Origin of the sequence: Pseudomonas sp. M5 (assembly GCF_016907075.1) — a bacterium.
Classification (GTDB): domain Bacteria; phylum Pseudomonadota; class Gammaproteobacteria; order Pseudomonadales; family Pseudomonadaceae; genus Aquipseudomonas; species Aquipseudomonas putida_E.
This window is the reverse complement of sequence record NZ_JAFBBH010000001.1, coordinates 3,281,623-3,299,760: the sequence shown is the minus strand read 5'-3', so window position 1 is coordinate 3,299,760 and position 18,138 is coordinate 3,281,623. Positions and strand designations below refer to the sequence as shown.

General features: G+C 61.3%; 15 protein-coding genes. 7 read left to right on the top strand and 8 right to left on the bottom strand.

Annotation, left to right across the window (positions count from 1 at the left end; genetic code table 11):
* Positions 1 to 16: 16 nt before the first annotated feature.
* Together JOE27_RS15090 and JOE27_RS15085 are read right to left on the bottom strand one after the other, a co-directional pair.
* Positions 17 to 964 (bottom strand): RHS repeat-associated core domain-containing protein, encoded by a 948-nt coding sequence (locus JOE27_RS15090; protein ID WP_187306313.1) that lies wholly within the window; start codon positions 962 to 964, stop codon positions 17 to 19.
* A 111-nt stretch (positions 965 to 1,075) separates the two neighbouring features.
* The gene (locus JOE27_RS15085; protein ID WP_119687902.1) at positions 1,076 to 1,957 is read right to left on the bottom strand and encodes an RHS repeat-associated core domain-containing protein; all 882 of its coding nucleotides are present in this window, start codon (positions 1,955 to 1,957) and stop codon (positions 1,076 to 1,078) included.
* Positions 1,958 to 2,366: 409 nt separating this feature from the next.
* Here JOE27_RS15085 and JOE27_RS15080 point away from each other — a divergent pair, with 409 nt between their 5' ends.
* The 3 genes from JOE27_RS15080 (at position 2,367) to JOE27_RS15070 (ending at position 3,665) form a co-directional block, all read left to right on the top strand.
* Positions 2,367 to 2,615: a hypothetical protein gene (locus JOE27_RS15080; RefSeq protein WP_119687901.1), complete on the top strand. Its 249-nt coding sequence runs from the start codon at positions 2,367 to 2,369 to the stop codon at positions 2,613 to 2,615.
* 18 nt (positions 2,616 to 2,633) lie between these two features.
* Positions 2,634 to 2,906: a DUF3077 domain-containing protein gene (locus JOE27_RS15075; RefSeq protein ID WP_012316633.1), complete on the top strand. Its 273-nt coding sequence runs from the start codon at positions 2,634 to 2,636 to the stop codon at positions 2,904 to 2,906.
* A 183-nt stretch (positions 2,907 to 3,089) separates the two neighbouring features.
* Positions 3,090 to 3,665, top strand: a complete 576-nt coding sequence (locus JOE27_RS15070) for a DUF2780 domain-containing protein (protein ID WP_115273077.1) — start codon at positions 3,090 to 3,092, stop codon at positions 3,663 to 3,665.
* 19 nt (positions 3,666 to 3,684) lie between these two features.
* On the opposite strand, the gene JOE27_RS15065 is transcribed toward JOE27_RS15070, so the two are convergent.
* Positions 3,685 to 4,572: an acyltransferase gene (locus tag JOE27_RS15065; protein WP_115273076.1), complete on the bottom strand. Its 888-nt coding sequence runs from the start codon at positions 4,570 to 4,572 to the stop codon at positions 3,685 to 3,687.
* A 182-nt stretch (positions 4,573 to 4,754) separates the two neighbouring features.
* Between JOE27_RS15065 and JOE27_RS15060 the strand changes: the two genes are divergently transcribed.
* The 4 genes from JOE27_RS15060 (at position 4,755) to creD (ending at position 9,006) form a co-directional block, all read left to right on the top strand.
* On the top strand, positions 4,755 to 5,255 hold the full coding sequence (locus JOE27_RS15060; RefSeq protein WP_012316630.1) for an ATP-dependent zinc protease: 501 nt from the start codon (positions 4,755 to 4,757) through the stop codon (positions 5,253 to 5,255).
* Positions 5,256 to 5,455: 200 nt separating this feature from the next.
* Positions 5,456 to 6,136, top strand: coding sequence for a two-component system response regulator CreB (gene creB, locus JOE27_RS15055; RefSeq protein WP_115273075.1), 681 nt, complete (start codon positions 5,456 to 5,458; stop codon positions 6,134 to 6,136).
* Entirely contained in the window at positions 6,136 to 7,569 is a 1,434-nt protein-coding gene (gene creC, locus JOE27_RS15050) for a two-component system sensor histidine kinase CreC (protein ID WP_115273074.1), read from the top strand. The genes creB and creC overlap by 1 nt, the downstream gene beginning before the upstream one ends.
* Positions 7,570 to 7,677: 108 nt before the next feature.
* Entirely contained in the window at positions 7,678 to 9,006 is a 1,329-nt protein-coding gene (creD, locus tag JOE27_RS15045) for a cell envelope integrity protein CreD (RefSeq protein ID WP_125924601.1), read from the top strand.
* Positions 9,007 to 9,159: 153 nt separating this feature from the next.
* Here creD and JOE27_RS15040 read toward each other — a convergent pair whose 3' ends face one another.
* From JOE27_RS15040 to aceE, 5 genes are all read right to left on the bottom strand, one after another.
* Complete coding sequence (locus JOE27_RS15040; RefSeq protein WP_046787524.1) at positions 9,160 to 9,783, bottom strand: glutathione S-transferase; 624 nt, start codon at positions 9,781 to 9,783, stop codon at positions 9,160 to 9,162.
* A 3-nt stretch (positions 9,784 to 9,786) separates the two neighbouring features.
* Entirely contained in the window at positions 9,787 to 10,455 is a 669-nt protein-coding gene (gene msrA / locus JOE27_RS15035; RefSeq protein ID WP_046787525.1) for a peptide-methionine (S)-S-oxide reductase MsrA, read from the bottom strand.
* A gap of 105 nt (positions 10,456 to 10,560) precedes the next feature.
* Positions 10,561 to 13,251 (bottom strand): GGDEF and EAL domain-containing protein, encoded by a 2,691-nt coding sequence (locus JOE27_RS15030; protein ID WP_204919111.1) that lies wholly within the window; start codon positions 13,249 to 13,251, stop codon positions 10,561 to 10,563.
* A gap of 261 nt (positions 13,252 to 13,512) precedes the next feature.
* Positions 13,513 to 15,153, bottom strand: a complete 1,641-nt coding sequence (aceF, locus tag JOE27_RS15025) for a dihydrolipoyllysine-residue acetyltransferase (protein WP_204919106.1) — start codon at positions 15,151 to 15,153, stop codon at positions 13,513 to 13,515.
* A gap of 13 nt (positions 15,154 to 15,166) precedes the next feature.
* Complete coding sequence (gene aceE / locus JOE27_RS15020; protein WP_012316622.1) at positions 15,167 to 17,812, bottom strand: pyruvate dehydrogenase (acetyl-transferring), homodimeric type; 2,646 nt, start codon at positions 17,810 to 17,812, stop codon at positions 15,167 to 15,169.
* Between the last annotated feature and the right edge of the window lie 326 nt (positions 17,813 to 18,138).

The following is an 18,138-nucleotide window of genomic DNA, read 5'->3' as shown; positions in this document are numbered from 1 at the left end:
TATTGAGGGCATCTCTTTATTGGGGGCGCGGCACTCTGATACTGACACTCTTATCATTTAGCCACGCCGTATCGGGTGATTGTGATGCCATGCTTTTTCGCCATAGTGCTTCTCCGGCGTTGGCAATCGCTTCGTTTTGGTTCATGAGTTCGGCAGCCTTGCTGCGATAATCCAAGCTTGGCGCTTTGTTGCCTTCTTCATGCAGCCTGATCAACACTCCAATTTCCGCGCGATTGCGTTTGAAAGTCCCTAGGTCCGTAGCTTTGATGTGGACTTTTTCAATTGAGCTGCCGGGGTTGCGGAATACCTCCAACACGCTGACGTGCGTAGAGCCTTCCTTGACAGGGTTGTCTGCCAGGACCCTGCGTGGCTTTTGCAGTGTCGAGTCGATCAGCGCCTTACGGTGAGCTGATTTGTCGAACCCTGGGGGTCTCATCCAAGTACCCGCTGAACTCGCCATGTTCTTCTTCGTCTGCAGGATTTGGCCATTGCGCAGATACAGACGTACATGGCCGCTTGGGTCGCTGCTGTTGACCGGGTCGCCTTCGCAATAGCAGTAAGCATTCAACCCACCCTGCCCGAATGGGCTCCAGCTGTCTGCAGCCAGGAAACGTCTCAGGCGCGGAGAATAGCTGCGGTATCCAAGCCCAAGTAGGTAGGAGGCCGCACCTGGCACGTAAGCTTCGCCATTGAATCCAAGCGTTATTCGCATCGAGGGCAAGTTCGGATCATGCCCGTAGGCTGAAAAGTTGTGGCCTTCCAGGTCCTCCGTATCTTGAACGTTGAGAACGGAACCCTTGTCATCGGTTGCCAGCAACCCAGTGCCAACTGTTTCGCCGGTTTGAACCTCAGCCAAGGGCATGTCGTCATTGCGCAAGATGGAGCGTTGCTGGTTGCCCTGTTTTACGGTGACGAGCTTCCCGTTTTGGTAGAAAAAAAGTGAGCTGTTCGCGGACTGATTCATGATTCGGTCACCTGTTGATCTAATTGTCGATTTTGGTTCTGGCGCTGGTCTGAGTTGTAATGATGGTTGATTTGGTGAGCGTGGCAGGCAAGCCATATTGTACGAGTGCTGTTATTCGTGGCGAATGTCGCGGGCAGTTTGGGACGGCCATACGTCTTGATTGGGCGGAGCCGAAGTAAATTGTGGTGCTGGCTCTAGCCTGTGTTTGGTAGTTAAATCTTGGATACGCTGTTTTCTTTTATTAAAAATTTCAAGTCTTTCTGAGAATAACTTAGCGGGTACAGTTGAGAGGTCGTATGTATTAAAATCTCGGAGGTCGGATTGCTGCAGTTGCAATAGGCCTTGACGCTCAGAGCGAGCTATCTGCTGTATATATGGATTTGTTGAAGGTTCTGTTTGTTTTCTTGCCGTTTCCGCTGGGCTATTTTTTCGTGATGTTTCCTGTTCAACCGGAATGCGCTGCGATTTGGGCGTGCGACCAAAAAATTTGTTTTTGATGCCCTTGTAGAAACTTCTGAACGGCTTGAGAAAAACAGGTACGTGGCCGGAGGGGTCAACTTTCCCTACAGGGTCACCGTTACAATACATGTAAGAATTCAAGCCGCCCTCCGCGAAGGGGCTAAGGCCGTCAGGAGCATAGAAACGCATCAGAGCAGGGTCATAGGTGCGATATCCATTACCTAGCACGTAGTGTCCATATGGTGTCGGATGCTGGCCGTTGAACCGTAATATAGCGCGCGCGCTAGCGTTGGCAGCGTCGTGCCCATAAGCGGTATACACCAGTGGTTCTCGTTCTCCGTTGCAACTTCTACCCAGTACAGAGCCACTTTGGTCTATAGCTAGAAGGGCAGGGCCTCCCGCCAGTTTGATATCACTTTCTGCTAGTGGAGCCTCGCCAGTACGAAAGATCGCGTGCTGTTGCGCAGCTTGTTTGATGGTGATGAGCTTTCCATTCTGGTAGAAAAATTGTGCAGTATCCGCCTGCCTTTTCATTAAGGACCTCCCGGGACCATCACTAGTGCTGATTGGTACTACAGCAGGATATTGGTCGCGAGCGAGATCGGCGGCTACTGGCAAAAATGATAGGTATGCGGAAACTGCCCACGTAGCGATGGGTAATTTCCTACTTACTCGTTGAGGTAGTAGGAAATACCCTACGCATTCTGTCGACCGCCGTCTGATTGCCCCTGGAATCCTCACCCTCTAGCCTGTTCGAGTCGCTGAATGGTTCAGCGATCGGGTGTGGAAACCCGGTAGTCATGTGGAAGTTGTCGTTATGGCAGCTGTACGCGGGAGGTCTTCGGACCTGCCGGGTTTTCCACATGCCTGGTTTTCCACCCCGTGTACAGCTGCCGCCCAATGTGTGGAAACGAAGGGGGCAGCTCACAAATGTGGAGCCGTCATGAAAAAAATAGTCCCCGATCCACCCAGCCTCAAACTGTTCAACACCCTCTATTCCTCCATCCACCCCGAGCTGATCCCACCCGAGGCCTTGGCGGTCGCCAGCGAGATGCTGCTGGGTATTTCGGAAGTCGTCGGCGAGTATTGCCGCGCGCATACCGGCGAGCCGGGCGTGCACATGCTCACCAATGCCGTGCACAGCGCCGATACCGCACATGCGTTGATCGAGCATGCGCTTGAGCGCATGTGAAGGTTTGGGGGCAATACGATGAGTGAAGACACACACGCAAACATGACCGTTGGCGTCGAGACGTTCTGCGAGGCCGGTGACAAGCCCTGCCATATTTTCCGGGTGATGCCGGGCGTGCCGTTCGAGCACGCCTATGAACAGGTGTCGGTGCTGCTGGGGTACATCAAGCACCTGGTGCGCGAAGGTGATATGGAGGATGACCACAAGCTGCTCGGTGCGGCGGATTACCTGAGTGCGTTTGCCAAGGCAATCATGGATGACATCGAAATTGCCCGGAACAGGGTGCGTTGATTACCTGAGGCTGGCAGTCAGGCTGCTGGGGCCGCTTTGCGGCCCTTTTGCGACACGAGGCCGCTCCTGCAGCTGAACGGTGGCTGATGCGGGCCTGCCCGATGCGCGGCCCGGAACAAACCTCTGAACACTCAGTCGAATGCCTCGTTTCCCAGGCCATTCCGGCCTATGAGGTCCCCCCCGATGAAAGCATTCACCCTGGCAACCCTGATGACCCTGGCCGCAAGCCCGGTGTTCGCCTTCAACCTCAGCGATGCCGCCAATGCTGTGTCGGCCGTGCAAAACCAGAATCAGCAAGCCCAGGTGCAGGCGCCTGAGGCCCAGGCCAATCTGCTCAACACCCTGGGCAGCGAACTTAACATCACCCCGGAACAGGCCGTGGGTGGGGCAGGGGCGATGCTGGGGCTGGCGCGCAACAACCTGAGCAGTGACGACTACGGTCAGCTGACCCAGGCTGTGCCGGGGCTGGACTTGCTGTCTGGCGCCGCCATGCTGGGCGGGTTGAGTGGGCTGGGCGAAATGCTGGGCAAGAACAGCCAAAACCAGTCGGCATTGAGCAATGCATTGGGTAACAACGTTGAGAACCGCAGCGACCTGGACAATGCCTTCAAGGCGCTGGGTATGGATACGGGCATGATCGGGCAGTTCGCGCCGTTGATTTTGCAGTACCTGGGCCAGCAGGGGATTGCCGGTTCATTGCTGCAAAATCTGGGCAGCCTGTGGACTACCCCGGCGCCTTTGGCTCAGCCGTCGGTGTGAGGGCCTTATAGGGCCGCGGTCAGCCCATCTCCCCGCGCAACTGCTCGATCCGCTGGTCCTTCTCAACCCACAGCTGATTCACCCAGGCCTGTACTGCCTGGCGGAACGCCGGATCATTCTCGTAATCCCCTGCCCACAGGGCAGGGTCAAGCTCTCGCACCTGAATGTCGATGATCACCCGGCTGATGCTGCCGTTGAGCAGGTCCCAAAACCCCGGAGCCTTGTTGCCGGGGTAAACGATGGTCACGTCCAGCAGCGCATCCAGCTGCTCGCCCAGCGCCGCCAGCACGAACGCCACGCCGCCGGCCTTGGGCTTGAGCAGGTAACGGTATGGCGACTGCTGTGCCTGGCGTTTGGCCTCGGTGAAGCGGGTGCCTTCCAGGTAGTTGACCACAGTCACCGGCTGGCGCTTGAACAGCTCGCAGGCGGCTTTAGTGATTTCCAGGTCCTTGCCCTTGAGCTCGGGGTGCTTCTCCAGAAACGCCTTGCTGTAGCGCTTCATGAACGGGTAATCCAGGCCCCACCAGGCCAGCCCCAGCAGCGGTACCCAGATCAGCTCCTTCTTGAGGAAAAACTTGAAGAACGGCGTGCGGCGGTTGAGGCTTTCGATCAGTGCAGGGATGTCTACCCAGGTCTGGTGGTTGCTCACGGCCAGGTAGGAGGTGTCCTTGCGCAGGCTCTCGACGCCGCGGATGTCCCATTGGGTAGGGATGCACAGGGCGAAAATGGCCTTGTCGATTTCCGACCAGGCTTCAGCGACCCACATTACGGCAGCGGAGGCATAATCACGCCACCGGCCCGGCAGCACCAGTTTGAGCAGGGCGAAGACCAGCAGCGGGCAGATCAGCACCACGGTGTTGAGCAGCAGCAGGATGGTCGTAAGAATGCCGGTCAGCAGGCGACGCATAGGGAAACTCTTGTTGTGGGATTTGAACGGGCGGCAATGATAAGCAGCGCCGCAGCCTACGCCAAATGTCCAATGCCCAGCGGCGCGGACAAATGTTTCACATTATGTTGTTTACCCTTGTGACAGCGAACCTATCCTGCTTGCACAGTCTAAGCACTGACCCCATTCAAGGAAGCCTGCCTGTGAAACCAATGCTAGCCCTGTTGTCGCTGTTGGCGCTGCCGGTAATGGCCGCAGAACCTACGCTTTACGGCCGTTATGAGAACATCTCCCTGCCTGAACTCGGCGAAACCCTGAAGGCCAAGATGGACACCGGGGCCTACACCGCTTCGCTGTCGGCCAAGGATATCGAGCGCTTCACGCGCGATGGCGAGGATTGGGTGCGCTTCCGCCTGGCGACCAAGGAGTCCGACGGCAAGGTGTACGAGCATAAGGTTTCGCGCATCAGCAAGATCAAGAACCGCGCCGACGAAGACGATGAAGGCGATGCGCCCGAGCTTTCGCGCAGGCCGGTAATCGACCTTGAGTTGTGCCTGGGGGATGAGAAGCGCACCGTAGAAGTGAACCTGGTCGACCGCAGCAGCTTCAACTATCCGTTGCTGGTGGGGGCCAAGGCATTGCGCGAGTTCAAGGCCGCGGTAAACCCGGCCAAACGCTTCACTGCGGGCAAGCCTGACTGCTGATCCGAAGGGCGACGCGCTCTTCATGTAGGAGCGGCCTTGTGTCGCGAAGGGGCGCGCAGCGGCCCCAATATCTGTGCTGCTGTGGATATTTTGGGGCCGCTGCGCGCCCCTTCGCGACACAAGGCCGCTCCTACAGAGGATTGCGTCTTCATTGAAACTTGCCTATATGTCCAGCTTCGCTCTCAGCAAGGCCGGATGCCATGCCCCACATTCTCATCGTCGAAGACGAAGCCGCCATCGCCGATACCCTGATCTACGCCCTGCAGGCCGACGGCCACAGCACCGCGTGGGTGACCCTGGGCACCGCGGCCCTGGAGCAGCAGCGCCAGCGGCCGGCCGACCTGGTGATCCTCGATATCGGGCTGCCCGACATCAGTGGTTTTGATACCTGCCGCCAGCTACGCCGGTTCACCGAGGTGCCGGTCATGTTCCTCAGCGCCCGGGACGGTGAAATCGACCGGGTGGTAGGCCTGGAAATAGGCGCCGACGACTATGTGGTCAAACCCTTCAGCCCGCGGGAAGTGGCGGCTCGGGTGCGGGCGATCCTCAAGCGCATGGCGCCACGGGCCGAGCCACCCGCCGAAACGGCAGTGTTCCAGCTCGACACCCTGCGCATGCTGATCAGCTACCGCAGCCAGCCGCTGAGCCTGACCCGCCACGAATTCCGTTTGCTGCAATGCCTGCTGGAGCAACCGCAGCGTGTATTCAGCCGCGAACAGTTGCTCGATGCGCTGGGAGTGGCCTCCGACGTGGGTTACGAGCGCACCATCGACAGCCATATCAAGAGCCTGCGCGCCAAGCTGCGGCAGGTGGCTGCCCATGCCGAACCGATCCAGACCCACCGTGGGCTGGGTTACAGCTACAGCCCGGAACACGCCTGATGCGCCTGGGCATTCGGATCTTTCTGGTGTACTTCCTGTTCGTCGGCTTGGCGGGTTACTTCCTGCTCAATACGGTGCGCGAGCAGATTCGCCCCGTGGTACGCCAGTCTTCCGAGGAAACCCTGGTAGACACTGCCAACCTGCTGGCCGAGATCCTTCACGATGACGTCAAGGCCGGCACCCTTGCCCAGAGCCGCCTGCCTGAGGTGCTCAAGGCGTATGGCTTGCGCAGCCCCGGCGCGCAGATCTGGGGCCTGGCCAAAAACCAGGTCAGCCACCGCATCTACGTTACCGATGCCCAAGGCATCGTGCTGCTCGATTCCAGCGGCCAGGACCTGGGCAAGGACTATTCGCGCTGGAACGACGTGTACCTGACGCTGCGCGGCCAATACGGTGCCCGTTCCACTCGCAGCGTCGAAGAGGATGAAAGCACCTCGGTGATGCACGTGGCCGCGCCGATCGTTGACCAGGGCAAGGTTATCGGCGTGGTCACCGTGGCCAAGCCCAACAGTTCACTGCAGCCGTACATCGACCGTTCCGAACAGCGTTTGCTTGGCCTGGGGTTGGGGCTGATCGGCATGGGCCTGTTGGTCGGCGCCGCGCTGTCCTGGTGGCTGGCCCGCTCCCTGCGCAGGCTGGCCCGCTATGCGCAGGCGGTCAGCGAAGGCCAGCGCGCCGCGCTGCCTTACTACAAGGGCGGTGAGCTGGCGCACCTGGCCAATGCGGTGGAGCGCATGCGCACACAGCTTGAGGGCAAGGCGTATGTCGAACGCTACGTGCATACCCTGACCCACGAGTTGAAGAGCCCTTTGGCGGCTATCCGCGGTGCGTCTGAATTGCTCCAGGGTGATATGCCGGCCGAGCAGCGGGCGCGTTTTGCCGGCAACATCGAGCGCGAAAGCGAGCGGCTGCAGCAGATGATCGAGCGGTTGCTCAACCTGGCGCGGGTCGAGCAGATGCAGGCGCTGGAAGATGAGCAGCAGGTTGCCTTGGCGGCGTTGGTCGATGAGCTGCTGCTGGCGCATGCCGCCCGCATCGACGCAAGCGGCTTGCAGGTGCGCCAGCGGGTGCCGGCGGGGTTGTGGCTGCTGTGCGATCCGTTTCTCATGCGCCAGGCGCTTGCCAACCTGCTCGACAATGCGCTGGATTTCACCCCGCCGGGCGGCGCGCTGCTGTTCGAGCTGGAGCGCGATGGCGAGCGTGTGGCGCTGAGCCTGTTCAATCAGGGGGAGGCGATACCCGCCTACGCCATCGGCCGGGTTGCCGAGCGTTTCTATTCGCTGCCGCGGCCGGGGAGTGGGCGCAAGAGTACCGGGCTGGGGCTGAACTTCGTGGCCGAGGTGATGCAACTGCATGGCGGGGCGCTGGCGGTGAACAACGTCGATGGCGGGGTACGCGTCAGGCTTTGGCTGCCGGAGCGGCGCATCAGCTGAGGTTGTCGGGGCCGCTGCGTTGCCCCAAAAAACACCGAATCTCCACACAATCTCCCCAAGGCCTCCACGCAGGGCGCAGACACTGCGCCCACTGCCACAGGAGGCCCCATGAACAAGACCCTCGGTTTCAAGCTCGGCACCATTGCCCTGCTGATTTTGCTGTTGCTGATTCCCCTGTTGATGATCGACAACCTGATCGACGAGCGCCAGAACCTGCGCGACGGTGTGTTGCACGACATCGCCCGTAGCGCCAGTTTTGACCAGCAGATCAGTGGCCCGCTGCTGGTGGTGCCGTACCGCAAGGTGCAGCGCCGCTGGATCGACAAGGACGGCCAGAGCGTGCAGGAAACCAGCACTATCGCCGGCCACTTGTACTTCCTCCCGGAAACCTTCGATGCAGACCTAGGGGTGGACACCGAACTGCGTAAGCGGGGTATCTACCAGGCGCGGCTGTTCCATGCCCAAGGGCGTCTTTCGGGGCGTTTCCAGCTGCCGGAGCGCTGGGGCATCGACAAGGACTTCGATGACTACCGCTTCGACAAGCCGTTTCTGGTGGTTGGCATCAGCGACATCCGCGGCATTGAAAATGCCCTGGAACTCAACATCGATAACCAGCGCCTGGCGTTTGAAGCCGGTACCGGGCTGGACTGGCTGCGCAGCGGCGTGCACGTCGCGCTGCCGCAACTGGATGGCCAGCAGGCCCGCGGGTTCAACTACGGTTTCGATCTGGCACTGCAAGGCACCGGGCAACTGCACCTGTTGCCAGTGGGCCGCACCAGCAGCGTGGACATGCGCGCCAACTGGCCGCACCCCAGCTTCGTTGGCAGTTACCTGCCCAACCGCCGCGAAATCGACGACAAAGGCTTCAGCGCGCACTGGCAGACGTCATTCTTCGCCACCAACCTCGAAGATGCCCTGCGCCAATGTGCCAGCGGCGGGCAGTGTGCGGAGTTCAGCGAGCGGACCTTCGGGGTAAGCTTCATCGACCCGGTGGACCAATACCTCAAGAGTGAGCGGGCGATCAAATACGCGTTGTTGTTCATCGCCCTGACCTTTGCCGGTTTCTTCCTGTTCGAGGTGCTGAAGAACCTCAGTGTGCACCCGGTGCAGTACATCCTGGTGGGGGTGGCCCTGGCGTTCTTCTACCTGCTGCTGCTTTCGTTGTCCGAGCACATCGGGTTTGGCCTGGCATATGGCCTGTCGGCCTCGGCCTGCGTGTTGCTGCTCGGCTTCTACCTGAGCCACGTATTGCGCAGCCTGGTGCGTGGGGTGGGTTTTGCGGCGGGGTTGGCGGTGTTGTACGCGATGCTCTATGGGCTGCTCAGTGCCGAGGACTATGCGCTGTTGATGGGGTCGCTGCTGTGCTTTGGCTTGCTGGGTGTGTTCATGGTGCTGACCCGTCGCCTGGACTGGGCGCGGGTGGGGAGGGCGGCATGAGGGAGGACAGAGAGATCGGGCGGTGGCTGGCTCGCAGGATTGGGCAGTTGTTTCCTGTGATACCCCGCTGAGGCCGAGGGTTGCCTTGCGGCCCAATCGCCGGGAAGCCGGCTCCCTCCTTGTGGGGGGCGGCTTGCCGGCGATTGCGGTGTATCAGGTGTCGGGTGCTGTGGCGACCATCGACGGCCGCTTGGCCACCTCGGCATACCACGCTGCCAACCCGGGCTGGCGCTCACGCCAGCCAAAACCAGGCTGACGCAGGTCCAGGTACCCAAGCGCACAGGCCACGCCAATTGCGGCCAGATCAAAGCCGGATATCAGCTCTGCCAGGTGCTCCTGCTCCAGGTTGGCCAGGCTGCGGCGGATTTTCTCGCTCTGCGCTTCAAGCCAGCCGTCCCAGCGCTTGTCCTCAGGCCGCAGGACGCTCTCATAGCGGCTGGAAACCGCCGCATCCATGATCGCATCCGCCTGCGATACCAGCGTCATGCGCCGCCAGCGTGCCGAGCCCTCGCGCGGCAGCAACGGCAGGCCGACATGCTGCAGGTCGAGGTATTCGCAGATAACCCGGCTGTCATGCAACACAGTGCCGTCTTCCAGGCGCAGGGCCGGGATCTTGCCGATCGGGTTGCCGTGGTTGAGCTGGTCGTCGCCGCTGACCGGGGTAATGTTCACCCCCTGCAGCGCAACGCGCTCAAGCTGCCCGGTTTCGTGCAGCACGACCATCACCTTGCGCACGAATGGCGACAGCGGTGAGTGGAACAGGGTCATCGTGCTCATGGCTCAGTTGCCTTGCAGGCTGGGTGGCAGGCACACGCCGGTGCCGCCGATACCGCAGTAGCCGTCCGGGTTCTTGGCCAGGTACTGCTGGTGGTAGGCCTCGGCGAAGTACACGGTCGGCGCCTGGTCGATTTCGGTGGTGATCTCGCCGTAACCGGCCTTGTTCAGCTCGGCCTGGAAGGCGTCGCGGCTGGCGTTGGCTTCTTCGAGCTGTTGTGGCGAGGTGCAGTAGATGGCCGAGCGGTACTGGGTGCCGACGTCGTTGCCCTGGCGCATGCCCTGGGTCGGGTTGTGCAGTTCCCAGAACATCGCCAGCAACTCGCGGTAGCTGACCTTGTCCTTGTCGAACACCACGAGTACCACTTCAGTGTGGCCGGTCAGGCCCGAGCAGACTTCTTCGTAGGTGGGGTTCGGGGTAAAGCCGCCCGCATAGCCGACCACGGTGCTGACCACGCCTTCACGCTGCCAGAAGCGGCGCTCGGCGCCCCAGAAGCAACCCAGGCCGAAGATGGCGAAGTCGATGCTGCCTTCAAAGAACGGGCCGAGCAGTGGGGTGTCTTTGAATACGTAGTGGAACTCGGGCAGGGACATTGGCGTTTCGCGGCCAGGCAGGGCCTGCTCCGCGGTTGGCATGACGTTTTTGTTCACCAGGATTTCCGAACGCAGGACCATGGCCGTTCCTCTGTGTTTTTCAGTTGGACAGGTGTTGGCCTCATCGCCGGCTTGCCGGAGATGAGGCCCGAATGGGTTCTATAGTGCCCGAGGATTACGCAGCTGTCAGGCCATTGGACCGCGCGGATAGCGCTTGAGTCTTTCGGCCAGCTCCCGGCCCGGGATCGGCCGGTCGAACAGATACCCCTGGCCCACATCGCAACGGTGCCGGCGCAGGAAGGCCAGTTGCTCGGGCGTCTCGATCCCTTCTGCCACCACCTTGAGCTTGAGGTTGTGGGCCATGGCCACCACCGCCGAGGTGATCTCCATGTCGTCCTGGTTGTCGGGGATTTCGTTGATGAAGCTGCGGTCGATCTTGATGATGTCGATCGGGAATTTCTTCAGGTAGCTCAGCGAAGAATAACCGGTGCCGAAGTCATCCATGGCCAGGGTCAGGCCCAATGCCTTCAGTTCGTCGAGCTGACGGTGGGTGTCCTCGGTGGCTTCCAGCAGCAGGCCCTCGGTCAGCTCCAGCTCCAACAGGTGCGCAGGCAGGGCTTCTTCGTGGAGGATCGAGGCGATCGAAGCCACCAGGTCGGGGTCGGAGAACTGCTTGGGCGACAGGTTGATGGCCACGTGCAGGTTGCCCATGCCGGCCTCGCGCAGTTGCTGGCTCATGCGGCACGACTGGCGTACCACCCACTTGCCGATGGGGATGATCAGGCCGGTTTCTTCCGCCACGCTGATGAACTGGTCCGGGCGGATCATGCCGCGCTCGGGGTGGTTCCAGCGCAGCAGTGCTTCCAGCCCCAGCAGGCGGCCGCTGCGCAGGCACAGCTTGGGCTGGTAGAACACCTCCAGCTCGTTCTGGGTCAAAGCGCGGCGCAGGTTGTTCTCGACGAACAGCTTGTAGCTGGCTTCGGCATTGAGCACTTCGGTGAATACCTGCACCTGGTGCTTGCCGTTGGCTTTGGCCTTGTGCAGGGCCAGGCCGGCATTCTTCATCAGGGTGGTCGGGTCACTGCCGTGCAGCGGCGCGCAGGCCAGGCCAACCGAGGCGGTCACGTTGATCAGCTGGTTGTCGACGAACATCGGCTTGTCGAGGGTGCGCAGCAGTTGCTGGGCGACGCCCTGGCCGTCTTCCAGGCTGGTGTCGTCGAGCAGCACGGCGAATTCATTACTGGCAAAGCGGGCCAGCACGCCGCCAACGCTGAGGCTGTTGCGCAGGCGCCGGGCCAGGCTGATCAGCAGTTTGTCACCGGTCTGGTGGCCAAGGCTGTCGTTGATCCGCTTGAAGTTGTCGATGTCCACCAGCAGCAGGCAGATCGGGCTCTGGCCATCGCGGGCGAAGCGCTCGTCGAGGCTGCGGATGAAAGCCGGGCGGTTGCCCAGGTTGGTCAGGTTGTCGGTGTAGGCCAGGCGCTCGATGCGTTGCTGGGCCAGCTTGGTCTGGGTGACATCTTCGTAGATGCCGATGTAATGGGTCAGCTCACGGTTATCGCCATACACCTTGGAAATCGACAACTGGCCCCAGTAGGGCTCAAGGTTCTTGCGCCGGCTTTTGAATTCGCCCTGCCAGCTGTTGCCCATGGCCAGGCTCGACGGGGTATCGAACAGCAGTTCGCTGAGGTTCTCCAGCGCTGGCAACTCTGCCAGGTGGTGGCCTTGTACCTCATCGGTGCTGTACTGGGTGATCGCGGTGAAGCTGGGGTTGACGTACTCCACCACGCCGTCGCGGTTCACCAGCAGGAAGGCGCTGGCGCTTTGCTCCACCGCACGCTGGAACAAGTGCAGGGCGCTGGCGGCGGTGCGTCGGTTATGGTTGGTGATGACCTGGGCGAACTGGTCGGCCAACTCACCGGCAAAGGCGATTTCGTCCGACTGCCAGGCCCGCGGCTGGCCGGTCTGCTCCAGGCACAGCACGCCAACCACCTGGCCATCAACGCGGATACTGGCATCGAGCATGGCATTGTTGTCGGCGTACAGGCTTTCGGCCAGTTCACGGGTGCGCGGATCGTGGTTGGCGTTGTGGGCATCGATAGCGCGGCTGGCGTGCAGGGCATCCAGATAATCCGGGAAGCGGCTGGCATCGATCGCTTCGGGCAGGCGATGCACTTGCTCATTGCGCAACCAGGCGCTGATCGGCTCCAGGCGTTGGTCTTCCAGATGCCAGATGCTGGCGCAGTCCACCTTGTAGATCTCGCAGGCGCTGCGGGTAATCAGTTGGGCGGCTTCGAGCAGCGAGTTTTCCGCGCTGTAGCGCTGGCGGGCGAGGCGCAGGATCAGGTCCTGCTGGCTGCGTACGCGCTCAAGGTGTTCCAACTGCTCCTGCTGGGCGCGCTGGTTGAGTTGCAGGGCAAGTTGCAGGCGGCTGTTGCGCGATTCGAGGTCGTCGGCGTCCACTTCGACAGCGTCTTCAGGCTGGTCGTCGAGTACCGTCAGAAAGCCGCGTAACAGCTGGCGATTGTGCTGCTTGTAGGCTTCACCCGCTTCGAGCAGGCGCAGCGAGCGCGGCTGGGCGTGCAGGGTGTAGCGCACACGATAGTAGCCGCGAGTGCTCAGTTGCCGCTGGATCTCGTCGTGCAGCCGGTAGCGGGCTTCAGGCTCCATCAGGCTGGCGTACGGCGAATCGATCAGCGCGCACAGCTGGGAGGCCGCCAGCCCGAACTGGCGTTCGCAGGCCGGGTCCAGGTAAAGCATTGCCCAGGTGGCTTCGTTGAGCCTTTCGAAACGCAGCATGCCGAGCCGTGAAGGCACGGGAAGCTGCGTGACGACCTCGGCCGCCACACGGCTGGCGGCATCGGGTTGGCTTTTCATCGAAGACTCGCTTGAAGAGGGTGACGCGGCCTGGGCGGCGGCGCATCTGGCAAGGTTGCATCATGTCCCGGAGGCTGGCAAGCGGCCATGAGGGATGTCATGTATATGTTTTCGGCTGCGGGGCGGGAATCCTTAGGGCTGCTGAAAAACGGGGGCCGCTGCAGGCAAAAAAAAGCCCCGCCAATTGGCGGGGTTGAGGTACGAGCGTGGCAGCTCGAAAAGGGTACCTGCCCCCTTGAAGGAGGGCAGGCTGGCTGCGTGTTACAGCAGCATGGTGCGGATATCCGCCAGCACGTCGCCCAGGCGCTTGGTGAAGCGCGCGGCGGCTGCGCCGTTGATCACACGGTGATCGTAGGACAGCGACAGCGGCAACATCAGCTTGGGCTGGAAGGCTTTGCCATCCCAGACGGGCTGCATGGTTGCCTTGGACACACCGAGGATCGCCACTTCGGGCGCGTTGACGATCGGCGTGAAGCCGGTACCGCCAATGTGGCCGAGGCTGGAGATGGTGAAGCAGGCGCCCTGCATGTCGTCAGCCGACAGCTTCTTGGTACGCGCCTTCTCGGCCAGGGCCGCGGCTTCGGCAGCCAGTTGCAGCAGGCTCTTCTGGTCGACGTTCTTGATCACAGGGACCAGCAGGCCGTCCGGGGTGTCCACGGCAAAGCCGATGTGCACGTACTTCTTGCGGATCACGGCTTTGCCGCTTGGCGCCAGCGAGCTGTTGAAGTCCGGCAGTTCTTTGAGCAGGAAGGCGCAGGCCTTGAGCAGCAGTGGCAGCACGGTCAGCTTGACGCCAGCCTTCTCGGCCACGGCCTTCTGCGCAACGCGGAAGGCTTCCAGCTCGGTGATGTCGGCGGAGTCGAACTGGGTCACGTGCGGCACGTTCAGCCAGCTGCGGTGCAGGTTGGCGGCACCGACCTGCATCAGGCGGGTCATTGCCACTTCTTCCACTTCACCGAACTTGCTGAAGTCCACCACCGGGATCGGCGGGATGCCGGCGCCGCCGGTCGCGCCAGCAGCTGCCGGTGCGTCCTTGGCCTTCTGCATGACCGACTTGACGTAGACCTGCACGTCTTCTTTCAGGATGCGGCCGTGCGGACCGGTCGCGGTGACCGCGCCCAGCTCTACGCCGAACTCGCGGGCCAGCTGGCGAACAGCAGGGCCTGCATGAACCTTGGCGTTGCTGCCGGCAGCCGGTGCGGTAGCGACCGGTGCAGGGGCAGCAGCTGGGGCAGCGGCAGCAGGCGCGGCGGCCGGAGCAGCCTCAGCCTTGGCCGGTGCAGCAGCGGCAGGCGCTGGCGCAGCAGCCGGGGCGGCGCCGGCGACTTCCAGCTTGATGATCAGGTCACCGGTGCCGACTTCGTCGTCCAGCTTGGCGATCACTTCCTTGACCACGCCAGCGGCGGGCGAAGGGATCTCCATGGAGGCCTTGTCAGACTCCAGGGTAATCAGCGACTGGTCGGCTTCGACGGTGTCGCCGACCTTGACCAGTACTTCGATGATCTTGGCCTTGCCCGACGAGCCGATGTCCGGCACGTGGATGTCCTGCACGCTGGCGGCAGCAGGGGCTGCAGCCGGCGCAGGGGCGGCTTCGGCAGCCGGCTTTTCGGCAGCAGCCGCAGCTGCGGCCGGGGCAGGTGCGGCGGCTGGCGCCTCGGGCGCCGCAGCGCCCTCGGCTTCCAGGACCAGCAACTCGTCGCCTTCTTTCAGGCGATCGCCCAGCTTGACCTTCAGTTCCTTGATGACACCGGCCTTGGGGGCTGGGATTTCCATGGAGGCCTTGTCGGACTCCAGGGTCAGCAGGCTCTGGTCAGCCTCGATACGGTCACCGACCTTGACGAACAGCTCGATGATTTCACCTTCACCGCTGCCGATGTCAGGTACGCGAATGAGTTCGCTCACTTAAAAATACTCCTCAGCAGTCCAGTGGGTTGCGCTTGTCCGGATCGATGCCGAACTTGACGATGGCGTCGGCCACCACCTTCGGTTCGATCTCGCCACGGTCAGCCAAGGCTTCCAGGGCAGCCAGCACCACGAAGTGACGGTCGACTTCGAAGAAGTGACGCAGCTTCTTGCGGCTGTCGCTGCGACCGTAGCCATCGGTACCCAGGACTTTGAACTCTTTGCTCGGCACCCACTGGCGAATCTGTTCGGCGAACAGCTTCATGTAGTCGGTGGAGGCGATGACCGGGCCTTTGCGACCGGCCAGGCACTCTTCGACGTAAGTCTGCTGAGGCTTCTGGCCAGGCTTGAGGCGGTTGGCGCGTTCCACGGCCAGGCCGTCGCGACGCAGTTCGTTGAAGCTGGTGACGCTCCACACGTCGGCACCGACGTTGAACTCTTCACGCAGGATCTTCGCGGCCTCGCGGACTTCGCGCAGGATGGTGCCGGAGCCCATCAGCTGAACGTGGTGCGCGGCTTCGCGGGTGTCTTCTTCGAGCAGGTACATGCCCTTGATGATGCCTTCCTCGACACCGGCCGGCATGGCTGGCTGCTGGTAGGATTCGTTCATCACGGTGATGTAGTAGAAGATGTCCTGTTGTTCTTCGGTCATCTTCTTCATGCCGTCCTGGATGATCACCGCCAGCTCGTAGCCGTAGGTCGGATCATAGGTGCGGCAGTTCGGGATGGTGCCCGCCATCATGTGGCTGTGACCGTCTTCGTGCTGCAGGCCTTCACCGTTGAGGGTAGTACGGCCGGCGGTGCCGCCGATCAGGAAGCCACGGGTGCGGCTGTCGCCAGCGGCCCAGGCCAGGTCGCCGATACGCTGGAAGCCGAACATCGAGTAGAAGATGTAGAACGGCAGCATCGGCTGGTTGTGGCAGCTGTACGAGGTACCGGCAGCGATGAACGACGACATGGCGCCGGCTTCGTTGATGCCTTCCTCCAGGATCTGGCCTTTCTTATCTTCGCGGTAGAACATCACCTGGTCTTTATCGACTGGCTCGTAGAGCTGGCCGACCGACGAGTAGATGCCCAGCTGGCGGAACATGCCTTCCATACCGAAGGTACGGGCTTCGTCCGGGATAATCGGAACGATGCGCTGGCCGATGTCCTTGTCCTTGACCAGCTGCGCGAGGATACGCACGAAGGCCATGGTGGTGGAGATTTCGCGGTCGCCCGAGCCGTCCAGGATCGCTTTCAGCGTTTCCAGAGGCGGGGTCGGCACGCTGAAGCTCTTGGCGCGGCGCTGCGGTACGAAACCACCCAGGGCTGCGCGGCGCTCGGCCAGGTACTTGGCTTCGGCCGAACCTTCTTCGGGCTTGTAGAACGGCAGGCTTTCAAGGTCGGCATCCTTGACCGGGATGTCGAAGCGGTCACGGAAGTGGCGCAGGCTGTCGACGTCGACCTTCTTGGTGTTGTGCGCGGTGTTCTTGGCTTCGCCAGCACCGGTGCCGTAACCCTTGATGGTCTTGGCCAGGATGACAGTCGGTTGCTCTTTGTGGTTGACCGCCTGGTGGTAGGCCGCATAGACCTTGTACGGGTCGTGACCGCCACGGTTGAGCTTCCAGATCTCGTCGTCGGACAGGTCTTCGACCATGGCCTTGAGCTCTGGCGTGTTGAAGAAGTTCTCACGAACGTACGCGCCGTCTTTGGCTTTGTAGTTCTGGTACTCGCCGTCGATGACTTCGTCCATGCGGCGCTGCAGGGCACCGTTGGTGTCTTTGGCCAGCAGTGGGTCCCAGAAGCGGCCCCAGACGACTTTGTTGACGTTCCAGCCGCCGCCACGGAACACGCCTTCGAGTTCCTGGATGATCTTGCCGTTGCCGCGAACCGGGCCGTCGAGGCGCTGCAGGTTGCAGTTGATGACGAAGATCAGGTTGTCCAGCTTCTCGCGGCCTGCCAGGGCGATGGCACCGAGGGATTCCGGCTCGTCGCACTCGCCGTCGCCCATGAAGCACCAGACTTTCTGCTTGCCGGCCGGAATGAAACCACGGGCTTCCAGGTACTTCATGAAGCGCGCCTGGTAGATCGCCTGGATCGGGCCCAGGCCCATGGAAACGGTCGGGAACTGCCAGAAGTCAGGCATCAGCCATGGGTGCGGGTACGAAGACAGGCCTTTGCCGTCCACTTCCTGGCGGAAGTTGTTCATCTGCTCTTCGTTGATGCGGCCTTCCATGAAGGCACGGGCGTAAACGCCTGGCGAAGCGTGGCCCTGGAAGAAGATCAGGTCGCCGCCGTGTTCCTCGGTCGGGGCCTGGAAGAAGTAGTTGAAGCCGATGTCATACAGGGTGGCACTGGAGGCGAAGCTGGAGATGTGGCCGCCCAGGTCCGAATCCTTCAGGTTGGTGCGCATCACCATGGCCAGCGCGTTCCAACGCACCATCGAGCGAATGCGGCGTTCCATGAACAGGTCGCCAGGCATGCGTGCTTCGTGGGTGACAGGGATGGTGTTGCGGTATGGCGTGGTGATCGCGTATGGCAGCTGGGAGCCACTGCGGGTGGCCAGCTCGCCCATGCGGGTCATCAGGTAATGAGCGCGGTCTTCGCCTTCTTTGTCGAGGACCGACTCCAGGGCATCCAGCCATTCCTGGGTTTCGATTGGATCGAGGTCTTGCATGGCTTGCTCCAGGGCGGAAAGGCCACCAGAATCGGGGGCCTGAGTTTGCGACTGGCCTTATGGGCAGACGTCGTGAATTCTTGGATTACCGGAGTGTGACCCGGCGGCGTGTAGTTTTACTACATTTGCTTTCGCATTTCATGCTTTTGCACGGTCGGGGTAGTAGTAAAACTACACAAATGCGACGTTTGGTCGCACCTTGGCTTGTGAGGAAAAACGTTCATGTTGGTTGGCGTTGTGCTGCGAGCGGGTGATTCTTGATGTTTCATGCCAATGATTCGTTTTTTTCAGCTATTTCCAACTTTTGTACGACAGTCCAACCGGGG